General features: G+C 64.9%; 14 protein-coding genes, 1 other RNA gene and 1 pseudogene. 5 read left to right on the top strand and 11 right to left on the bottom strand.

Annotation, left to right across the window (positions count from 1 at the left end):
* Window positions 1–42: 42 nt before the first annotated feature.
* Window positions 43–570 carry a GNAT family N-acetyltransferase gene (locus tag F6X42_RS18105; RefSeq protein ID WP_187635541.1) on the bottom strand — a complete coding sequence of 176 codons (528 nt, stop codon included), beginning with the start codon at window positions 568–570 and terminating at the stop codon, window positions 43–45.
* A gap of 258 nt (window positions 571–828) precedes the next feature.
* Here F6X42_RS18105 and F6X42_RS18100 point away from each other — a divergent pair.
* Window positions 829–1,059 (top strand): annotated as a pseudogene (locus tag F6X42_RS18100) (MFS transporter); the annotation flags it as partial.
* A 148-nt stretch (window positions 1,060–1,207) separates the two neighbouring features.
* Here the strand turns inward: F6X42_RS18100 and F6X42_RS18095 are convergent.
* The gene (locus F6X42_RS18095; RefSeq protein ID WP_187635540.1) at window positions 1,208–3,055 is read right to left on the bottom strand and encodes a tetratricopeptide repeat protein; all 1,848 of its coding nucleotides are present in this window, start codon (window positions 3,053–3,055) and stop codon (window positions 1,208–1,210) included.
* Between the two features lie 135 nt (window positions 3,056–3,190).
* Here F6X42_RS18095 and F6X42_RS18090 point away from each other — a divergent pair, with 135 nt between their 5' ends.
* Window positions 3,191–4,915 (top strand): FAD-dependent monooxygenase, encoded by a 1,725-nt coding sequence (locus tag F6X42_RS18090; RefSeq protein WP_187635539.1) that lies wholly within the window; start codon window positions 3,191–3,193, stop codon window positions 4,913–4,915.
* Between the two features lie 101 nt (window positions 4,916–5,016).
* Here F6X42_RS18090 and F6X42_RS18085 read toward each other — a convergent pair whose 3' ends face one another.
* The 4 genes from F6X42_RS18085 to F6X42_RS18070 are packed head-to-tail and all read right to left on the bottom strand — an operon-like array spanning window position 5,017 to window position 10,336.
* A complete protein-coding gene (locus F6X42_RS18085) occupies window positions 5,017–5,271 on the bottom strand; it encodes a formate dehydrogenase subunit delta (protein ID WP_187635538.1) in 255 nt (84 codons plus the stop codon).
* An 8-nt stretch (window positions 5,272–5,279) separates the two neighbouring features.
* A complete protein-coding gene (gene fdhF / locus F6X42_RS18080; RefSeq protein WP_187635537.1) occupies window positions 5,280–8,264 on the bottom strand; it encodes a formate dehydrogenase subunit alpha in 2,985 nt (994 codons plus the stop codon).
* A gap of 15 nt (window positions 8,265–8,279) precedes the next feature.
* Window positions 8,280–9,854 (bottom strand): formate dehydrogenase beta subunit, encoded by a 1,575-nt coding sequence (locus F6X42_RS18075; protein WP_187635536.1) that lies wholly within the window; start codon window positions 9,852–9,854, stop codon window positions 8,280–8,282.
* Window positions 9,851–10,336, bottom strand: a complete 486-nt coding sequence (locus tag F6X42_RS18070) for an NAD(P)H-dependent oxidoreductase subunit E (protein ID WP_187635535.1) — start codon at window positions 10,334–10,336, stop codon at window positions 9,851–9,853. Before F6X42_RS18070 ends, F6X42_RS18075 begins: the two co-directional genes overlap by 4 nt.
* A 135-nt stretch (window positions 10,337–10,471) precedes the next feature.
* Here F6X42_RS18070 and F6X42_RS18065 point away from each other — a divergent pair, with 135 nt between their 5' ends.
* Both F6X42_RS18065 and F6X42_RS18060 read left to right on the top strand, forming a co-directional pair.
* A complete protein-coding gene (locus tag F6X42_RS18065) occupies window positions 10,472–11,551 on the top strand; it encodes a substrate-binding domain-containing protein (RefSeq protein ID WP_187635534.1) in 1,080 nt (359 codons plus the stop codon).
* A gap of 130 nt (window positions 11,552–11,681) precedes the next feature.
* Complete coding sequence (locus F6X42_RS18060) at window positions 11,682–11,948, top strand: hypothetical protein (protein WP_187635533.1); 267 nt, start codon at window positions 11,682–11,684, stop codon at window positions 11,946–11,948.
* 114 nt (window positions 11,949–12,062) lie between these two features.
* On the opposite strand, the gene F6X42_RS18055 is transcribed toward F6X42_RS18060, so the two are convergent.
* The 5 genes from F6X42_RS18055 to ompA form a co-directional block, all read right to left on the bottom strand.
* The gene (locus F6X42_RS18055; RefSeq protein ID WP_187635686.1) at window positions 12,063–12,338 is read right to left on the bottom strand and encodes a COG4315 family predicted lipoprotein; all 276 of its coding nucleotides are present in this window, start codon (window positions 12,336–12,338) and stop codon (window positions 12,063–12,065) included.
* Between the two features lie 17 nt (window positions 12,339–12,355).
* Window positions 12,356–12,725, bottom strand: a transfer-messenger RNA (tmRNA) gene (gene ssrA / locus F6X42_RS18050).
* 132 nt (window positions 12,726–12,857) lie between these two features.
* Complete coding sequence (gene gph / locus F6X42_RS18045) at window positions 12,858–13,571, bottom strand: phosphoglycolate phosphatase (protein WP_187635532.1); 714 nt, start codon at window positions 13,569–13,571, stop codon at window positions 12,858–12,860.
* Window positions 13,572–13,613: 42 nt separating this feature from the next.
* Window positions 13,614–14,312 carry a bifunctional 2-polyprenyl-6-hydroxyphenol methylase/3-demethylubiquinol 3-O-methyltransferase UbiG gene (ubiG, locus tag F6X42_RS18040; protein WP_187635531.1) on the bottom strand — a complete coding sequence of 233 codons (699 nt, stop codon included), beginning with the start codon at window positions 14,310–14,312 and terminating at the stop codon, window positions 13,614–13,616.
* Between the two features lie 240 nt (window positions 14,313–14,552).
* Complete coding sequence (gene ompA, locus F6X42_RS18035; RefSeq protein ID WP_187635530.1) at window positions 14,553–15,200, bottom strand: outer membrane protein OmpA; 648 nt, start codon at window positions 15,198–15,200, stop codon at window positions 14,553–14,555.
* A 475-nt stretch (window positions 15,201–15,675) separates the two neighbouring features.
* On the opposite strand from ompA, the gene gyrA reads away from it, so the two are divergent.
* Window positions 15,676–18,306, top strand: a complete 2,631-nt coding sequence (gene gyrA, locus F6X42_RS18030; RefSeq protein WP_187635529.1) for a DNA gyrase subunit A — start codon at window positions 15,676–15,678, stop codon at window positions 18,304–18,306.
* Window positions 18,307–18,398: the final 92 nt, after the last annotated feature.

Here is an 18,398-nt window from a genome sequence, read left to right as displayed (position 1 = left end):
CCGAAAACGAAGACATCAGCGCACGCGCCGTCGCCGCGACGTTCAAGGCTTCAAGCGGTACACGTAGCGCAACGCGGTGATATCCACGCCACCCATATGGTCGGGCTCCGCGCCGACGAACTGCCAGCCGTGCCGTTCGTAGAAGCCGATCGCCGCGGTATTGCCCTCGAGCACGTACAGATAGAGCTGTGCCTCGCCCTGCGCGCGCGCCCAGTCAACGGCCGCGCGCATCAGCGTTTTGCCGACGCCGATGCCCTGATAACCAGGCAGCGCATGCAGGTTGTCGAGCAGCACGCCCCACGCGGACTCGGGCTGACGCTCGACACACACGAAGCCGGTCGGCTCGCCAGCCAGCTCGGCGATCAGCACGATGCGGTGCTCGCCGCCCGGCGCGCCGAGACGCGCTTCCCAATAGGCGGCGCGTTCGCGCGTGACTTCGCCATCGAGGAACGCGTCGGGCAACAGACCGCGATAGGTCGCCTGCCAACTGACGCTATGGATCGACGCAATCAGCGAGGCGTCCTCGAGCATGGCGGGGCGCACGGAAAGAGCAGGAGTGGTGGTTCGCATCGGAGTGGTCAACGGAATGGTCTCGCGCGGACAGCCTACCGGTCCGCCCGTTAGTGTCGCGCGTAAGCAAACTGTATGCGTTTCGTGGCGACCTCATCACCAGTAACATTACGTGGCATCGGCCCCGCATCAAGCTAAGCGTTTACCCTGGTATCGGATGGCATCCGCTTGCCAAACGCAGTGGATCCTCCCAACTGCCCGCTCGTCACCGTCCGCGTCGATCCGTCCGACAGGGCGGCGGGCCTATCCGAGAGTGTCATCTCCACTGCGACCGACGCCGCTTCCACCACGGAAGAATCCAGGGTCAAGACAGTGTTCCGCGTCGTCAGCGGCAACTTTCTTGAGATGTACGACTTCATGGTCTATGGCTACTACGCTTCGGCGATCGCCAAGACCTACTTCCCGAGCGGCAGCGAATTCGCGTCGCTGATGCTGTCGCTGTCCGTGTTCGGCGAGGGCTTCCTGATGCGTCGGCTTGGCGCGATCGTTCGCGCGTCTGCTCGCGACGCTGTTCCTGTACCGCACGCCGGAGGCGCGCAATCAGTATCGGGCGGCCTGACGGGTTCGCCTCGTCTTCTGAAAGCAAAAAACCCCGCGACAGCGGGGTTTTTTGTTGGCGGCGCATGGCTGTTCGTGGCTAACCGTGCCGCAATTCATTGGCGACCACATCGACGACTTCATCCCACGCGCCCGGCCTCGGCTGACGCACGAGCGTCGCACCGGGATACCAGGGGCTACGCGTGTCGCCGTCGAACCAGCGCCAGTCGGCGGCGAACGGCAGCATCAGCCATAGCGGCTTGCGCAGCGCGCCCGCGAGGTGCGCGATCGACGTGTCGATCGACACCACCGCGTCGAGCCGCTCGACGATCGCCGCGGTATCCGCGAAGTCGCCGATGCGATGGTCGAAGCGATGGATCGCGGCCGCCCGCGGATGCGCGTCGAGCGCCGCACGTTCGTGTTCCGACAGATCGGGCTGCAGCACGATCCAGTCGATCCCGTTCAGCGCGAACAGCGGCTCGAGCGCGGCGAGCGGCATCGTACGGGTTTCGTTGCGCTGGATGCGCCCCGACCACGCGAGCCCGATCTTGCGCTTCGCCTGACCGCCGAGCGAGCCGCGCCATTTGCGGCCATAGGCCGGCGGCACGTTCAGATACGGCGTGCGCGCGTCGATCGTGTCGTAGCGCGTGCCGAGCGCGAGCGGCAGACTCAGCAGCGGAATCTGCAGATCGGCGGCGGGGCGCGGCTGGCCCTGAGCGATCAGCGACACCCGCCACCTCTGCGCGGCGGGCGCGAGCAGCGGCACCAACTGCGGCTGCACTTCGAGCACGACGCGCGCGGCGCGTTGCGCGGCAAGCGGTACGAAGCGCACGAACTGCAACGTGTCGCCGAAACCCTGTTCGGCATGGATCAGCAGCGTGTGCTTGTCGATTGACTCGCCGTGCCAGCGCGGCAACGTCTGGATCGCCGGTTGCGCGGCGGTTTGCAACCGCCATTCGTATTCGGGCAGCCCGCGCTCGAAGTCGCGCATCGCGAGCCAGGCGAGCGCGCGGTTCATATGCGCGGACGCGAGATCGGGACGCAGCCGCAGCGCCTGGTCGAGCGCGCGCACCGCGGCCGCGTGCGCGCCGAGCGCCTGGTGCGCGGTGCCGAGCGCAAGCCACGCAAGCGCGAATTGCGGATCGAGCCCGACCGCGCGCTCGAGATGTGGCAGCGCCTGTTCGGCACGGCCGAGCGCCGCGAGCGCGTTGCCCATGCCATAGATCGCGGGCGGCAGGTTCGGCTGCAGACGCAGCGCCGCTTCAAACGACGCGACCGCCTGCGCATGGCGGCCGATCGCATCGAATGTATTCGCGAGATTGAAATGCGCGGCGACGAAGCGGGGCTCGGCGGCGAGCGCGGCCTCGAAGCAGGGCACCGCCTCGTTCGGCCGATCGAGCGCGTTCAGCGACATGCCCAGGTTGTTCAGCGCGCCCGCATGACCGGGGCGCAGCTCGAGCGCGCGCCGGAACGACGCGATCGCGTCCGCGTGACGGCCGAGCGCGTGCAGCGCGTTGCCGAGATTGTTGTGCGACGACGCGTCGTCCGGCTGCAGGCGCAGCGAGCGTTCGAACGCATCGGCGGCGTCTTCGTGACGGCCTAGCGACGCGTACGCGTTGCCGAGGTTGTAGTGCGCCATCGGAAAGGTCGGCGCGAGCGTCAGCGCGTTGCGGAACTGCTCGATCGCGGCGTCGATCTGGCCGAGCGCCTTCAGCGCGTTGCCGAGGTTCAGCTGCAGCGCCGCGTCTTCGGGGCGCAGGCCGACCGCGCGCCGCACGAGCGCCGCGGCTTCGGCGTGCTGGCCCTGCTGGTGGCGCAGCACGCCGAGCAGATGCAGCGCGTCGACATGGCTGGGATTGTGGTCGAGCGTGGCGCGGTAGCCGCGTTCGGCGTCGTCGAGGCGGCCGTCACGATGCGCCGCGAACGCGCGGTCAAATACAGGTTGCATGACGGGGAGGGCATTCGAATCAATCAGACGAGGCCGCATTTTCCCATACTTGCGCAAGGGGCCCGGATTCGCGCGGATCGTGCGCGCAGGAGCGGCGGCGTACACTAGAACGCATTGTTGCCTCCGGAGTTCCGCATGGACGCTGCCGCCTACGACGCGTCGCCGGTGCTGATCGTCGGGGCTGGTCCCACCGGACTTGCCGCAGCGATGAGTCTCGCGCGCGCCCACATCCCTGTGCGTCTGATCGACAAGGCGCCGCAGCCGAATCCGCACTCGCGCGCGATCGGCATTCAGGCACGCACGCTCGAACTGCTCGAGCAGCATCGGCTGATCGAGCCGTTTCTCGAGCTTGGCCATCGCGCGCGCGTCGCGAATCTGTTTTCGAACGGTACGCGGCTTGCGCAGCTCGATTTCGATCCGCTGCACACGCGCTATCCCTATCTGCTGTTTCTCGACCAGTCGGTAACCGAGCGGCTTCTGACCGAGCATCTGGCGACGCTCGGCGTGACGGTCGAGCGCGGCGTCGAGCTGATGGCGTTCATGCAAGGCTCCGCGAGCATTCAGACGACGCTGCGCCGCGCCAACGGCCACACGGAAACCATGCGCCCGTCGTATCTGATCGCGGCCGACGGCGCGCACAGCGCGATTCGCCATCGCCTCGGCCTGAACTTCGAGGGCAAGACCATCGACCAGACCTTCCTGCTCGCCGACCTGCACGCGGAAACCGACTGGCCCGACGACGAGTTCCAGATCTTCGCGTCCGCCGACGGTCTCGTCGCGCTGTTTCCGATGGGCCATGGCCGCCATCGCCTGATCGCCGATCACGCGGTCGAGCCGTCGGGCAGCGCCGCGGCGCCGACCCCCGCGGTGCTCGGCGAGCCGCCGCTGGACGCGACGCCGGCGCCGTCGCTCGAACAATGCAAGGCGCTGATCGCGCGACGCGTGCGCGAGCGCGTCGACGTGTCGGACCTCGCGTGGTCGGCGTATTTCCATGTGAATAGCCGGATGGTCGATCGGCTGCGCGTAGGCCGCATCTTCCTCGCCGGCGATGCCGCGCACGTGCACAGCCCCGCGGCCGCGCAGGGCATGAACACCGGCATCCAGGAAGCGCTCAACCTCGGCTGGAAGCTCGCGCGCGTGATCGGTGGCGCGGCGCCGGATCGCCTGCTCGACACGTACCACGCCGAACGGCATCCGATCGAACGCGAGGTGTTGCGGCAGACCGGTTTCATCACGCAGATGGCCGAGGCCGATCACGGTCCGCTGAAGCTGCTGCGCGAGCGCGTGATGCCGGTGCTGGCCGCGTTCGGTCCGCTGCGCGATGCCGCGCGCGCGACGATCAGCGAGCTGTCGATCCAGTACCGACGCAGTCCGCTGACGCTCGAACGCGTGCTCGACGGCGGCCCGCGCGCGGGAGAGCGCGCGCCCGATGCGCTTGTGCACGTCGTCGACGGTCCGCTCGGTCGTGCTCCGGGCGTCGGCTGCATTTTCGATCTGCACGATCCGGCGTTCTTCTCGCTGTTTTTGCTGGTGCCGCCGTTGCCCGTCGACGACACGCCGCTCGACCCGGCCGCGAAACATGCGGCGCCGCCGGACCCGGAGCTGGAAAAGCTCGCCGCCGCGGTGGAGCGGCTGCTGCCGAACGCGGTGCGCATCTGGCGCGTCACGGATACGACCGGTGATGGCGGCCCGGCGCTGTCCGAATCGTATGGGCGCACGCGGCCGTCGTTTTATCTGGTGCGGCCCGACGGCTATATCAGCGCGCGCGGACGCACCGGCTCGGACCTGCACGGTCTGGTACGGCACTGCGAGGCGTGGTTTGCGGTGGGGGGAGAAATACCGGAGCAGGCGTCGTTGTGATCACAGCCGCCTGTTTCCCGTTGCGTGGCCCGTGGGCACAAGCACGCGAGCGGCAGGGATTGCGCCGCCGCGCCCCGGTGATCGAGCGAACGGCCTAAAGCCTAAGCCGCTGGCGCCTGCGCAGGCGTCAACTTCTCGCGATACCTGACGATCGCCTCGCGCGTGAAGTCCGATAGCGCGATGCCATACGTGTCCGGCGCTTCATCGAGCGTCGCTAGCAGCGCGCGCCGCATGCGCGGCTCCCAGGAGCGGCGGATATGCTCGGCGACGCCGGTCAGCGCTTCCTCGTGATCGGGCATCGACTCGAAGAAGTCGCCGATCCGGTTCGCCATGTCGATCAGATTCCGTTTGTCCATCGCTCGTCTCACTTGCCCGCGGTGGCGGCCGCGGCCGCATTGGCCAACTCGCGCTGCTTCAGCAGCTCGAGCTGTTCGCTATTGAAGCGCGAATACTCCTGCTGCCATTGCGACGGCTGCTCGACCGGCATCACCTGCACCGCGGTCACTTTGTATTCGGGGCAGTTGGTCGCCCAGTCGGAGCTGTCGGTCGTGATCACGTTCGCACCCGATTCGGGGAAGTGGAACGTCGTATAGACGACGCCCGGCTGCATCCGCTCCGTCACCTTGGCGCGCAATACGGTCTGCCCCGCGCGCGATTCGATGCCGACCCAGTCGCCGGTTTTGATGCCGCGTTCGTCCGCATCGTGCGGATGCAGTTCGAGCCGGTCTTCCTCGTGCCAGCGCGAGTTCTCGGTGCGGCGCGTCTGCGCGCCGACGTTGTACTGCGACAGGATGCGGCCGGTCGTCATCAGCAGCGGATATTTGCGCGTGACCTTCTCCGGCGATGCGATGAACTTCGTGATCACGAACTTGCCCTTGCCGCGCACGAAGGTATCGACGTGCATCGTCGGCGTGCCGTCGGGCGCGTCCTCGTTGCACGGCCACTGGATGCTGCCCATTTCGTCGAGCTTCCGGTACGACACGCCGTGGAAGGTCGGCGTGAGCCGCGCGATCTCGTCCATGATCTGCGACGGATGCGTGTAGTCCATTTCATAGCCGAGCGCGCGCGAGAGCAGCACCGTGACTTCCCAGTCGGCGTAACCCGGCACCGGCGGCATCACGCGGCGCACGCGCGAGATGCGGCGCTCCGCGTTGGTGAAGGTGCCGTCCTTTTCGAGGAACGACGAACCGGGCAGCAGCACGTGCGCGTACTTGGCGGTCTCGTTGAGAAAGATGTCCTGCACGACGATGCATTCCATCGACGACAGCGCCGCCGACACGTGATGCGTGTTCGGATCCGACTGCACGATGTCTTCGCCCTGGCAGTACAGGCCCTTGAAGGTGCCGTGCACGGCGGCGTCGAACATGTTCGGAATACGCAGGCCGGGTTCCGGCTGCAACGTGACGTTCCACGCTTCCTCGAACAGCGTGCGCGTAACGGTATCGCTGATATGGCGGTAGCCCGGCAGTTCGTGCGGGAACGAGCCCATGTCGCACGAACCCTGCACGTTGTTCTGGCCGCGCAGCGGATTCACGCCGACACCTTCGCGGCCGATGTTGCCGGTCGCCATCGCGAGGTTCGCGATGCCGATCACCATCGTCGAGCCTTGCGCGTGTTCGGTGACGCCGAGGCCGTAGTAGATCGCGGCGTTGCCGGCGCTCGCGTAGATGCGGGCGGCTTCGCGCACCTGCTGCGCGGGTACGCCGCTCGCTGCTTCGGTCGCTTCGGGCGAGTTCTCCGGCAGCGCGACGAAATCGCGCCACTGCTCGAACGCGCGCGTTTCGCAGCGCTCGGCGACGAACGGCTGGTCGAGCAGGCCTTCGGTGACGATCACATGCGCGAGCGCGTTGACGATCGCGACGTTGGTGCCGGGCCGCAATTGCAGATGATGCGACGCTTTCACGTGCGGCGTATCGACGATGTCGATCCGGCGCGGATCGACGACGATCAGCTTCGCCCCCTCGCGCACGCGCCGCTTCAGACGCGAGGCGAACACCGGGTGGCCATCGGTCGGATTCGCGCCGATCACCATGATCACGTCGGCTTTGTCGACGGAGGCGAACGTCTGCGTGCCGGCCGATTCGCCGAGCGTCGTCTTCAGGCCATAGCCGGTCGGCGAGTGGCAGACGCGCGCGCAGGTGTCGACATTGTTGTTGCCGAACGCGGCGCGCACGAGCTTCTGCACGAGGTAGGTTTCCTCGTTCGTGCAGCGCGAGGACGTGATACCGCCGATCGAATCGCGGCCATGCTTCGCCTGGATGCGGCGGAATTCCGACGCCGCGTACGAGATCGCTTCGTCCCAGCTGACTTCGCGCCACGGGTCGGTGATCTTCGCGCGGATCATCGGCTTCGTGATGCGGTCCTTGTGCGTCGCGTAGCCCCACGCAAAGCGGCCCTTTACGCATGCATGACCTTCGTTGGCGTGGCCGTTCTTGTGCGGCACCATCCGCACGACCTGATTGCCCTTCATCTCGGCCTTGAACGAGCAGCCGACGCCGCAATACGCGCAGGTGGTGACGACCGAGTGCTCGGGCTGGCCGAGCATCACGACGGACTTTTCCTGCAAGGTCGCGGTCGGGCACGCGGCCACGCACGCGCCGCACGACACGCACTCCGATTCCATGAACGGCTGGTTCTCGCTGGCCGCGACGCGCGATTCGAAGCCGCGCCCGGTGATCGTCAGCGCGAACGTGCCCTGGGTTTCCTCGCACGCGCGCACGCAGCGATTACAGACGATGCACTTCGCCGGGTCGTATGTGAAGTACGGATTCGATTCGTCCTTTTCGTCCTTCAGATGATTCGCGCCGTCGAAGCCGTAGCGCACTTCGCGCAGGCCGGTCACGCCCGCCATGTCCTGCAGTTCGCAGTCGCCGTTGGCGGGGCAGGTCAGGCAATCGAGCGGATGGTCGGAGATGTACAGCTCCATCACATTGCGACGCAGCGACTGCAGACGGTCGGTCTGCGTGCGCACCTTCATGCCGGCTTCGACCGGCGTCGTGCATGAGGCCGGATAGCCGCGCCGCCCTTCGATTTCGACGAGACACAGGCGGCACGAGCCGAACGGTTCGAGCGAATCGGTCGCGCACAGCTTCGGCACGTTGACGCCGGCTTCGGCCGCCGCGCGCATCACCGACGTGCCGGCCGGTACGGTCACCGCCTGGCCGTCGATTTCGAGCGTCACGTCGACGTCCGAGTGGCGGGCCGGGGTGCCGTAGTCGGTTTCGTCGGAGAAGGGGTAGGCGGCGCGTGCCAGGGCTTGCGACTTGCATGCGCAGTTGCCTGAGCCGCAGCCGCCCCCCAAGGGGACTTCCTTCGGGGCGCCGGCGGGGGAGTTGAACTGGTCGGACATGGTGAACTCCTGGAGTCAGGCCGCGGCCGCTTTGGTGGCGTGGTCGGCAGTGGGATCGGCGGCGAGACCGAAGTCTTCAGGGAAATGATCGAGCGCGGACAACACCGGATACGGCGTCATGCCGCCCATCGCGCACAGCGAGCCGGACACCATCGTATCGCACAGATCGCGCAGCAATTGCACCTGACGCGTCGACGTGTCGCCATTCCGAATCCGCGCGATCACCTCGACGCCGCGCGTTGAGCCGATCCGGCACGGCGTGCATTTGCCGCACGATTCGAGTGCGCAGAAGTGCATCGCGTATTGCGCGAGTTCGGCAAGGTTCGACGTGTCGTCATGCACGACCAGACCGCCGTGGCCGATCACCGCGCCGACCGCCGCATAGGCTTCGTAGTCCATCGGAATGTCCCACTGGCTTGGCGGCAGATAGGTGCCGAGCGGACCGCCCACCTGCACCGCGCGCGCCGGCCGGCCGCTCGCGGTGCCGCCGCCGAAGTCGTCGAGCAGTTCGCGCAGCGTCACGCCGAACGCGAGTTCGACGAGGCCGCCTCGCTTGATGTTGCCGGCCAGCTGGAACGGCAGCGTGCCGCGCGAGCGGCCCATGCCGAAGTCCTTATAGAACGCCGCGCCGCGCGCGAAGATGATCGGCACCGTGGCGAGCGTGATCACGTTGTTGATCACGGTGGGCTGGCCGTAGAGACCCGCGAGCGCGGGCACCGGCGGCTTCGCGCGAACGATGCCGCGCTTGCCTTCGAGCGATTCGAGCAGCGCGGTTTCCTCGCCGCACACATACGAGCCCGCGCCTTTCGCGACGAACAGCTCGAAGCGCTGCCCGCTCGACAGCACGCTGTCGCCGAGCCAGCCAGCTTGACGCGCGCGGGCGATGGCCGCTTCGAGCGTCGCGATCGAGTGCGGGTATTCGCTGCGCACATAGATGTAGCCGACGCTCGCGCCGGTCACGATGCCCGCGATGATCATGCCTTCGATCAGCACGTACGGATCGCTTTCCATCACGAGACGATCGGAGAAGGTGCCCGAGTCGCCTTCGTCGGCATTGCAGACGATGTACTTCTGCGCAGCCTTGGCGGCGCGCACGGTGCGCCACTTGATCCCGGCCGGGAAGGCCGCGCCGCCGCGGCCGCGCAGACCCGATTCGATCAAGGCTTCGCACGCGGTGTCGCCGTTGGCTTGCAGCGCGTTGCGCAGGCCTTCGAGGCCACCATGCGCGACGTAGTCGTCGATGGACAGCGGGTCGGTGATGCCGATGCGCGCGAAGGTCAGGCGCTGCTGCTTCTTCAGATACGGAATCTCGTCGACCACGCCGACGCGCCGCGCATGCTCGCCGCCGTCGATGAAGCCCGCGTCGAACAACGCGGCGACGTCTTCGACGTCGACATTCGCATAGCCGATGCGGCCTTCAGGCGTCGCGACTTCGACGAGCGGTTCAAGCCACAGCAAGCCGCGCGAACCGTTGCGGATCAGTTCGATTTCCACGCCGCGGCGCGCGGCTTCGCTGCTGATGGCTTCAGCCAGTGCATCGGCGCCGAGCGCGAGCGCCGAAGAGTCTCGCGGAACATAGAGGCGCGTCATGCCGGCACCCCCACGCGTTTGCGGGCTGCGGCGAATAGCGCATCGAATTTCTGCGGCGACACGCGCGCGTGCAATGTGCCGTTGAGCATCAGCGCCGGCGACAGCGCGCATTGGCCGAGGCAGTACACCGATTCGAGTTCTACCGTTGCGCCGTCATGGTGACCGGCATCGAAGCGGCAACCGGTGTGCGCTTCGATGTGCTGTGCGAGCGCCTCGGTGCCCATGCTGCGGCACGCTTCGGCGCGGCAAAGCTGCACCGTGACGGGCGCGGCCGGCGTGGTGCGAAAGTGATGGTAGTAGGTGATGACGCCGTGCACTTCCGCGCGTGACAGGTTCAGCGCGCGCGCGAGCGGTTCGACCGCCGCGGGCGGCACATAGCCGAGTTCGTCCTGGATCGCGTGCAGGATCGTGATCAGAGTGCGGCCCGGCTGCGCGTGACGTTGCACGAGCTGATCCGGCGCCGTGGCGAGAGAATCGTCCAAAGTGGGGGCTCCTCCAAAGCGATATATGCACTTGTTATTCATAATACAGGCACGTATGCTTCGCTTATTCGATATGGTATAGCCGAAAGATAGGCGGGCGAACCGGCGCGTGCAATAGGAAAGAGTTCAACATATATGGTCAGAATCGAATGCCAGGTCGAGCTGGTGGTGAAGGGCGCGGACGGCCGCGAGGCCAGCCTGACGGACGTGATGCCGCTGCTCGCGCTCGTCAACGAATCTGGCAGCATTGCGCAGGCCGCGGCGCGTAAGGGTTTGTCCTATCGGCACGCATGGGGTTTGCTGCGCAGCATCGAGGAGCGGCTCGGCGGTCCGCTGATCGCGAAAGAGCGCGGGCGCGGCTCCGTGCTGTCCGAGCTCGGTCATGCGGTGCTGCGCGGACAGCGACTCTGCGGCGAGCGGCTCGGCGGCAATCTGCAGGCGCTCGCGAGCGAAGTGGCGAGCGATCTGAATCGCTGGCTCGCGCCCCCCGCCGATGACGTGCGGATTCACGCGTCGCATGGTTATGCGGTGGCCGCGCTCGTCACCGCGCTCGTCGCCAAAGATCTACCGGTCGAGATCAAATATCGCGACAGTGCCGACGCGGTCAGCGCGCTCGCGCGCGGCGAGTGCGATCTGGCGGGCTTTCATCTGCCGCTTGGCGAGTTTCGTTCGGTGTGCGCCGATACCTACCGGCGCTGGCTCGATCCGCAGCGCCATGTGCTCGTGCATCTGACCCGGCGCAAGCAGGGGCTCTTCGTCGGCAAGGGCAATCCGAAGCGGATCGGCGGGCTCGGCGACCTTGCCCGCGACGACATCCGTTTCGTCAACCGCCAGCCGGGCTCGGGTACGCGGATGCTGCTCGATCTTGCGCTGCGACAGCTGGGTGTGGACCCGGACCGCGTCAACGGTTATGCGTCGACCGAATTGACGCACTCGGCGATCGCGGCTTTCGTCGCGAGTGGCATGGCGGACATAGGCTTCGGCGTCGAGCCGGCCGCGCATCATTTCGGGCTCGACTTCATTCCGATCGTCGATGAGGACTATTACTTCGCGTGCGACCGCGCGCATCTCGCTCGCGCGCCGCTCGCGACAGTGATCGATCTGCTGCGCGGCAGCGCGTTTCACCATCGCGTCGAGCAGCTCGACGGCTATGATCCGCGCGACTGCGGCAGGCTTCTCGATGTGCACGAGGGGCTCGGCGGCGCGCTCGCGTAACGGCGGCGTAAGAGCCTGTAATCAGAAAAGCGATGGTGCTCCGAGCGCGCCGCTGCGCGGCTCGTCGGTTTCGGCTACTCTCTTGGCTTCGCATCCGCTCTAACCGCGCGCCAAGACGCGCCGAACCGACATGAAAGCTCTTCTCCACGCATGTGCCGCCGCTGCCGCGGCTGGTGTGCTTTGCGCCACCGTTTCCGTTGCCTTCGCGCAAAACTCGCCTGGCGTGCCAGGCGGCATCCTGAACGACGAATTCCGCCTCAACGAGCATCCGCAGATGCCGTTCGCCGCGTCCGCGCCGTCGAACAAGTATCAGCACGGCCAACGCTCGCAGGCGCGCAAGCGCGGTGACCTGGGCGATCCGAGCGGCTGCAATCTGCAGTGCCCGAAAGACGAATGAGCGTTCGCTCGGGCTTTGCCCGAGCTTCCTGGTTTGACGCAACGCCGGCCCGTGGGTCGGCGTTGTGCTTTGCGGCTGGTGAATTCCGGCCCATCTGCCAGCCGGTTCGGTGTCTCAAGGCTTGGCGATGTGCCAGATTTCCTTGAAGCCGTCTCCCTTTGCATCGCCCGCCTGCTTGTCGGCCGCGTAGTGATTTCGACGACGTGCTTGACGAGCGACGACCTGTTTCGAGTTTTCGAGTATAGGCAGCGGCTGCGGATTTACCGGCTCGTGTTGAGTGTCCCGCTGAGCAAACGAGGGCGCCTGACTTGCCCCGCGAAGCGTTGCGGGGTGCCGAAAATGAAAAGCCCCGGCAGCGTTACACTGCCGGGGCTTTTCGGGGGCGTTCATCGCGAACGCCCAGTGTTTGGTGGAGGCGGCGGGAATCGAACCCGCGTCCAGAAGTCCTCTACGACCAGTTCTACATGTTTAGTTCTGTCTTTTGATTTAACCGCAGCGACGCGGACGAACACGCTGCGCTACGGCGATTCACTAAATTTTCGACCCGGACGTCGTGACGCCGCCAAGGCTTAACTGACGTATATGACCTCTGTCGGTATTGCTACCGGTCTTGCGACACTAGCCCGTCAGTGAACTAGGCAGAGGACGGCGGCCCTTAGGCTGCCAGTGCGAACGTATCGTCGTTTGCAGTTACGTTTTTCCCATTGATTAACGAGGTGACGGGTCCTCGACATGCCCTAGCCGCTTCGCAACCCCTGTCGAAACCAGGTCGCCCCCGCGGTTCGTTGCTCACATATATGAGCCAAAGGACATTTTACAATAGATCGGGGGCGGCGTCCGGACTCTTGGATGGCCGCTGAATGATGCAACCTGGTGCGCAAGTGTCGGACGCGCCTTTCAGCCGATCTGTCAGCCGACGTCGCGCAGCAGCGTCTGCAACGCGGCCGTCGATTCCACCACGTGCTGCGCGTGCCATCGTGTCGGCGGAATGTCGTTGCCGCAATAGCCGTACGCCGCGGCTACGGTCTTCATGCCGGCCGCAAAACCGGCTTGCACGTCACGCAGATCGTCGCCGATATAAACGACGCGCTCCGGCGCGATGTCCAACTCGCGAGCCGCGTGCAGCAGCGGCGCGGGGTGCGGTTTCGAATGTGGGGTCGTGTCGCCGCTCACCACGCAGCCGGCGCGCTCCTCGAGTCCAAGTTGCGCAACGAGCGGCTCGGTGAGTCGCGCGACCTTGTTGGTGACGATGCCCCAGCGCACGCCACGCGCGTCGAGTTCGTCGAGCACTTCGGCGATGCCCGGAAAGAGTGTCGTCTCGATGCACAGATCCGCTTCGTAGTTCGCGAGAAACTCCTCGCGCATCGATGCGAATTCGTGATGGTCGGGCCCGATGCCGAACGCGCCGCAGATGAGTCCGCGCGCTCCGGCCGAAGCCAGCGGGCGCAGCTTTCCGAGCGGCACCATCTCAAGTCCCCGGTCGTGGCGCATCTTGTTGACGGCGGCCGCGAGGTCGGGCGCCGTGTCGGCAAGCGTGCCGTCGAGGTCGAAAAGCACGGCGAGGCAAAAGCCGAGCGTGTCGTCGTTGTCTTCGCGCTGCGGCAGGGGAGTCGGATCGCTCATGGGTTCGTTTCGGATGCGGCGGGTCGGGGCGGTACTGGCAGGTCAGGCGTCGCGGCGGCAGGCGAGCATATAGTTGACGCTCGTGTCGGACGACAGCGCGAAATGCTTGCTGAGCGGGTTGTAGACGATGCCCTTGATGTCGGCCGTGCGCAGCTCGGCGGCGCGCACGAAGCCGGCGAGTTCCGACGGGCGGATGAAGCGCGCGTAGTCGTGGGTGCCCTTCGGCAACATTCGCGCGATGTATTCGGCGCCGATCACCGCGAACAGATACGACTTCACGTTGCGGTTCAGCGTGGAGAAAAACACCCAGCCGCCCGGCTTCACAAGATTCCTGCAGGCCTCGACGATTGCGGCCGGCCGGGGCACGTGTTCGAGCATTTCCATGCAGGTGACCGCGTCGTACGTGCCCGGTTCGCGCGTGGCCAACGCCTCGGCGGCGATTTCTTCGTAATCGACGGTTACACCACTTTCAAGACTGTGAAGGTCGGCGACGCCGAGGGCCTGCGCCGACAGGTCGATGCCCTTCACATTAGCGCCCAGACCTGCCATCGATTCAGACAGGATGCCGCCGCCGCAGCCGATGTCGAGCACCTTTTTGCCGGCGAGGTGCGCGTGCGCATCGATCCAGCTCAGGCGGATCGGATTCAGTTCGTGCAGCGGTTTGAATTCGGCGTTCGGGTCCCACCAACGATGCGCGAGGTCGCTGAATTTCTGTAGTTCGTGGGGATCGGCGTTGGTCATGGCGAAGGCTGCCTCGATGAGAGCGGTGAGCGGACGCTCGAGGATAAACCCTGAGTATATAGGGCGAGAGAAAGGGCGGCAAAAGCGCGGCGGGTAGCGGTGCTGATGCGATGCGAGTTGCCAGCCGCTAGTCGCGGAGTGGGGACGTTTCTCCGTCGCGCGTCACGGAACATCGCAGCCCCCGCGCATAAAAAAAGCCCCGCTGAAGCGGGGCTTTCGACACTGCGGTAATTTTCCAGCTTACTGCTTCGGCGTACCGACAACTTCGACTTCCACGCGGCGGTCCGGTGCGAGGCAGGCGATGAGTTGCTTGCGGTTCTTCTGGTTGCAACCGGTGGTAACCGGGTTGCGACGGCCCTTGCCTTCCGTGTAGATACGGTTGGCTTCGACGCCCTTGCTGACCAGGAAGGCCTTCACAGCTTGAGCACGACGCAGCGACAGACGGTCGTTGTAGGCGTCCGAACCGATGCGGTCGGTGTGGCCCGTCGCGACGACGACTTCGAGGTTGATGCCCTGGATCTTCGATGCCAGTTCGCCCAGACGTTCCTTGCCGGCCGGCTTCAGGATTGCCTTGTCGAAGTCGAACAGCGCATCAGCTTGATACGTAATCTTTTGGCTGGAGATAGCCGGAGCCGGAGCGACCGGTGCCGGCGGGGTCGGAGCTTGAGCAACCAGAGCGCCGTCGCACTTGGCGTTAGCCGTTGCGGGCGTCCAGAATGCATCGCGCCAGCAAAGCTCGTTCGTGCCATTCATCCACACGTATTCGCCAGTACCATTCACCCAGTTGTCGTTGGTAGCTTGTCGCGACGCCGGCACCGACTGCGCCATGGCGGATGCAGCCATAACTGCGGTAGCTGCAATGAACGCGAGCTTTGAAAGTTTATTCATATTTCTCCTCTCGAAATTGAGATTACCGCAGGTTTACTGCGAGCCTGTTGACGAAGACCAGTCATACATTGCTCGAAGTATAACATTGGTGGGGAACAAAAACTGTCTGTGTAGACTTCGAGCAGTGTCTGACTCTTTGTGCGTTGGCATTTTGCCATATCGTTCCCTTCCGACGAAAAAAAAATCCGCCCCCGATCAAATCCCCGTCCAATTGTGGTGCACGCGCAACAAATTATTCGCCTGGACGGTCCGCTGGCTCTGGCTGAGCGGGGAATCGGCCCCATGCACGAATCGGGCCCGACGGGACGGAAAATGAGCTATCGGCGAGGTGTTGGCGGGCCGGCCCTCTAATATGTATACGTACCGTCGTCGGGCGAGAAGGCGTGGCATGTTAGAATCGCGTGATGCGTTGCGCCTGCAATGCTTACGCGAAGATGCGGCGAGCCCGCGCCTTCGCACGTAAAAGATACGGATAATGGATCAATTCGCCAAAGAGACTCTGCCAATCTCCCTTGAGGAGGAAATGCGCCGTTCGTATCTCGATTACGCGATGAGCGTGATCGTGGGGCGAGCGCTTCCCGATGTCCGCGATGGCCTGAAGCCGGTGCACCGGCGCGTGCTGTACGCGATGCACGAGCTGAACAACGACTGGAATCGCGCCTACAAGAAGTCGGCGCGTATCGTCGGCGACGTCATCGGTAAATACCACCCGCATGGCGACACCGCTGTCTACGACACGATCGTCCGGATGGCGCAGAATTTCTCGCTACGCTACATGCTCGTCGACGGCCAGGGGAACTTCGGTTCGGTCGACGGCGACAATGCCGCGGCGATGCGTTACACCGAAATCCGCATGGCGAAGATCGGCCATGAGCTGCTGGCCGACATCGACAAGGAAACGGTCGACTTCGTGCCGAACTACGATGGCAGCGAAAACGAACCGGCCATCCTGCCTGCGCGCATCCCTAATCTGCTGATCAATGGCTCGTCCGGCATCGCCGTCGGCATGGCGACCAACATCCCGCCGCACAACCTCAATGAAGTCGTCGACGCGTGTCAGCACCTGCTGAAAAACCCGGAAGCGACGATCGACGAGCTGATCGAGATCATCCCCGCGCCCGACTTCCCGACCGCCGGCATCATCTACGGCGTGGCCGGCGTGCGCGACGGCTATCGCACCGGTCGCGGCCGCGTCGTGATGCGCGCGCTCACGCACTTCGAGGAAATCGATCGCGGCCAGCGCATGGCGATCATCGTCGACGAATTGCCGTATCAGGTGAACAAGCGCTCGCTGCTCGAGCGCATCGCCGAGCTCGTCAATGAGAAGAAGCTCGAAGGCATTTCCGACATCCGCGACGAGTCCGACAAGAGCGGAATGCGTGTCGTGATCGAGCTCAAGCGCGGCGAAGTGCCCGAGGTCGTGCTGAACAATCTGTACAAGGCGACCCAGCTTCAGGACACCTTCGGCATGAACATGGTCGCGCTTGTCGACGGCCAGCCGAAGCTGCTGAATCTGAAGGAAATGCTGACGTGCTTCCTGTCGCATCGCCGGGAAGTGCTGACGCGGCGCACGGTCTACGAACTGCGCAAGGCGCGCGAACGTGGCCATGTGCTCGAAGGTCTGGCGGTTGCGCTCGCGAACATCGACGAATTCATCGCGCTCATCAAGGCCGCGCCGACGCCGCCTATCGCGAAGCAGGAATTGATGTCGCGCGAGTGGGATTCGTCGCTCGTGCGTGAAATGCTGTCGCGCGCCGAGACCGAAAACGCGACGGCCGGCGGCCGCGAAGCTTACCGTCCGGAAGGCCTTAACCCGTCGTTCGGCATGCAGGCTGACGGCCTCTACCGTCTGTCCGATACCCAGGCCCAGGAGATTCTGCAGATGCGTCTGCAGCGCCTGACCGGTCTCGAGCAAGACAAGATCATCGGCGAATACCGCGACGTGATGGCGCAGATCGCCGACCTGTTGGACATCCTGGCTCGCCCGGAACGCATTTCGGCGATCATCGTCGATGAACTCACGTCGATCAAGGCCGAATTCGGCGATGCACGCCGCTCGAAAATCGAGCTGAACGCGACCGAGTTGAACACCGAAGACCTGATCACGCCGCAGGAAATGGTCGTGACGATGTCGCACGCGGGCTACGTGAAATCGCAGCCGCTGTCCGAATATCGGGCGCAGAAGCGCGGTGGTCGCGGCAAGCAGGCCACTTCGATGAAGGAAGACGACTGGATCGACACGCTGTTCATCGCCAATACGCACGACCATATCCTGTGTTTCTCGAACCGCGGTCGCGTGTACTGGGTCAAGGTCTACGAAGTGCCGCAGGGTTCGCGCAATTCGCGCGGCCGGCCGATCGTCAATATGTTCCCGCTGCAGGAAGGCGAAAAGATTACGGTCGTGCTGCCGGTCAAGGAATTCTCCGCCGACAAGTTCGTGTTCATGGCGACCGCGTTAGGAACGGTAAAAAAGACGCCGCTGGAAGCATTCAGCCGTCCGCTGCGCAAGGGTATTATTGCGGTCGGTCTCGATGAGGGCGATTACCTGATCGGCGCCGCGATCACTGACGGCCAGCATGACGTGATGCTGTTCTCGGATTCGGGCAAGGCAGTGCGCTTTGACGAAAACGACGTGCGTCCGATGGGCCGCGAGGCGCGCGGCGTGCGCGGCATGCAACTCGAGGACGGTCAGAACGTGATCGCGTTGCTGGTGGCCGGCGACGAGCAACAGTCGGTGCTTACGGCGACCGAGAACGGTTTCGGCAAGCGCACGCCGATCACCGAGTACACGCGTCATGGTCGCGGCACGAAGGGCATGATCGCGATCCAGACGTCGGAGCGTAATGGCAAGGTGGTTGCCGCGACGCTCGTGGACCCGGAAGCGCAGATCATGCTGATTACGACGACGGGCGTGCTGATTCGCACGCGCGTGTCGGAAATTCGCGAAATGGGACGTGCAACGCAAGGTGTTACACTCATCAGCCTTGACGAAGGGACCAAGCTGTCGGGTCTGCAACAGGTAGCTGAGGCCGAGGGCGAGTCGGAAAGCGATTCCGACGGCTCCGCTGAAGGTGATAACGGCGGTGAGAGCGGCGGCGCGGCTTGATCCGTGCCAGCGGTTTTCAGTCTCAGTTAACACGTTGAAGCTACGCTGCGGGTCACCGCGTATCGGGCCGGTACGCTTTCTCGTGCGGCGTG

Origin of the sequence: Paraburkholderia podalyriae (genome assembly GCF_014397785.1) — a bacterium.
GTDB lineage: Bacteria > Pseudomonadota > Gammaproteobacteria > Burkholderiales > Burkholderiaceae > Paraburkholderia > Paraburkholderia podalyriae.
Note: the sequence above shows the minus strand (reverse complement) of the source record. Positions and strands in the feature narration are given on the sequence as shown.

Bases quoted from the DNA above. Each gene is read 5' to 3' on its own strand.
- ompA (WP_187635530.1), bottom strand. From the start codon at position 15,200: ATGAATAAACTTTCAAAGCTCGCGTTCATTGCAGCTACCGCAGTTATG.
- F6X42_RS18055 (WP_187635686.1), bottom strand. From the start codon at position 12,338: ATGAACGCCCCCGAAAAGCCCCGGCAGTGTAACGCTGCCGGGGCTTTT.
- F6X42_RS18065 (WP_187635534.1), top strand. From the start codon at position 10,472: ATGGTCAGAATCGAATGCCAGGTCGAGCTGGTGGTGAAGGGCGCGGAC.
- gyrA (WP_187635529.1), top strand. From the start codon at position 15,676: ATGGATCAATTCGCCAAAGAGACTCTGCCAATCTCCCTTGAGGAGGAA.
- gph (WP_187635532.1), bottom strand. From the start codon at position 13,571: ATGAGCGATCCGACTCCCCTGCCGCAGCGCGAAGACAACGACGACACG.
- F6X42_RS18095 (WP_187635540.1), bottom strand. From the start codon at position 3,055: ATGCAACCTGTATTTGACCGCGCGTTCGCGGCGCATCGTGACGGCCGC.
- F6X42_RS18090 (WP_187635539.1), top strand. From the start codon at position 3,191: ATGGACGCTGCCGCCTACGACGCGTCGCCGGTGCTGATCGTCGGGGCT.
- F6X42_RS18060 (WP_187635533.1), top strand. From the start codon at position 11,682: ATGAAAGCTCTTCTCCACGCATGTGCCGCCGCTGCCGCGGCTGGTGTG.
- F6X42_RS18085 (WP_187635538.1), bottom strand. From the start codon at position 5,271: ATGGACAAACGGAATCTGATCGACATGGCGAACCGGATCGGCGACTTC.
- F6X42_RS18075 (WP_187635536.1), bottom strand. From the start codon at position 9,854: ATGACGCGCCTCTATGTTCCGCGAGACTCTTCGGCGCTCGCGCTCGGC.
- ubiG (WP_187635531.1), bottom strand. From the start codon at position 14,312: ATGACCAACGCCGATCCCCACGAACTACAGAAATTCAGCGACCTCGCG.
- fdhF (WP_187635537.1), bottom strand. From the start codon at position 8,264: ATGTCCGACCAGTTCAACTCCCCCGCCGGCGCCCCGAAGGAAGTCCCC.
- F6X42_RS18105 (WP_187635541.1), bottom strand. From the start codon at position 570: ATGCGAACCACCACTCCTGCTCTTTCCGTGCGCCCCGCCATGCTCGAG.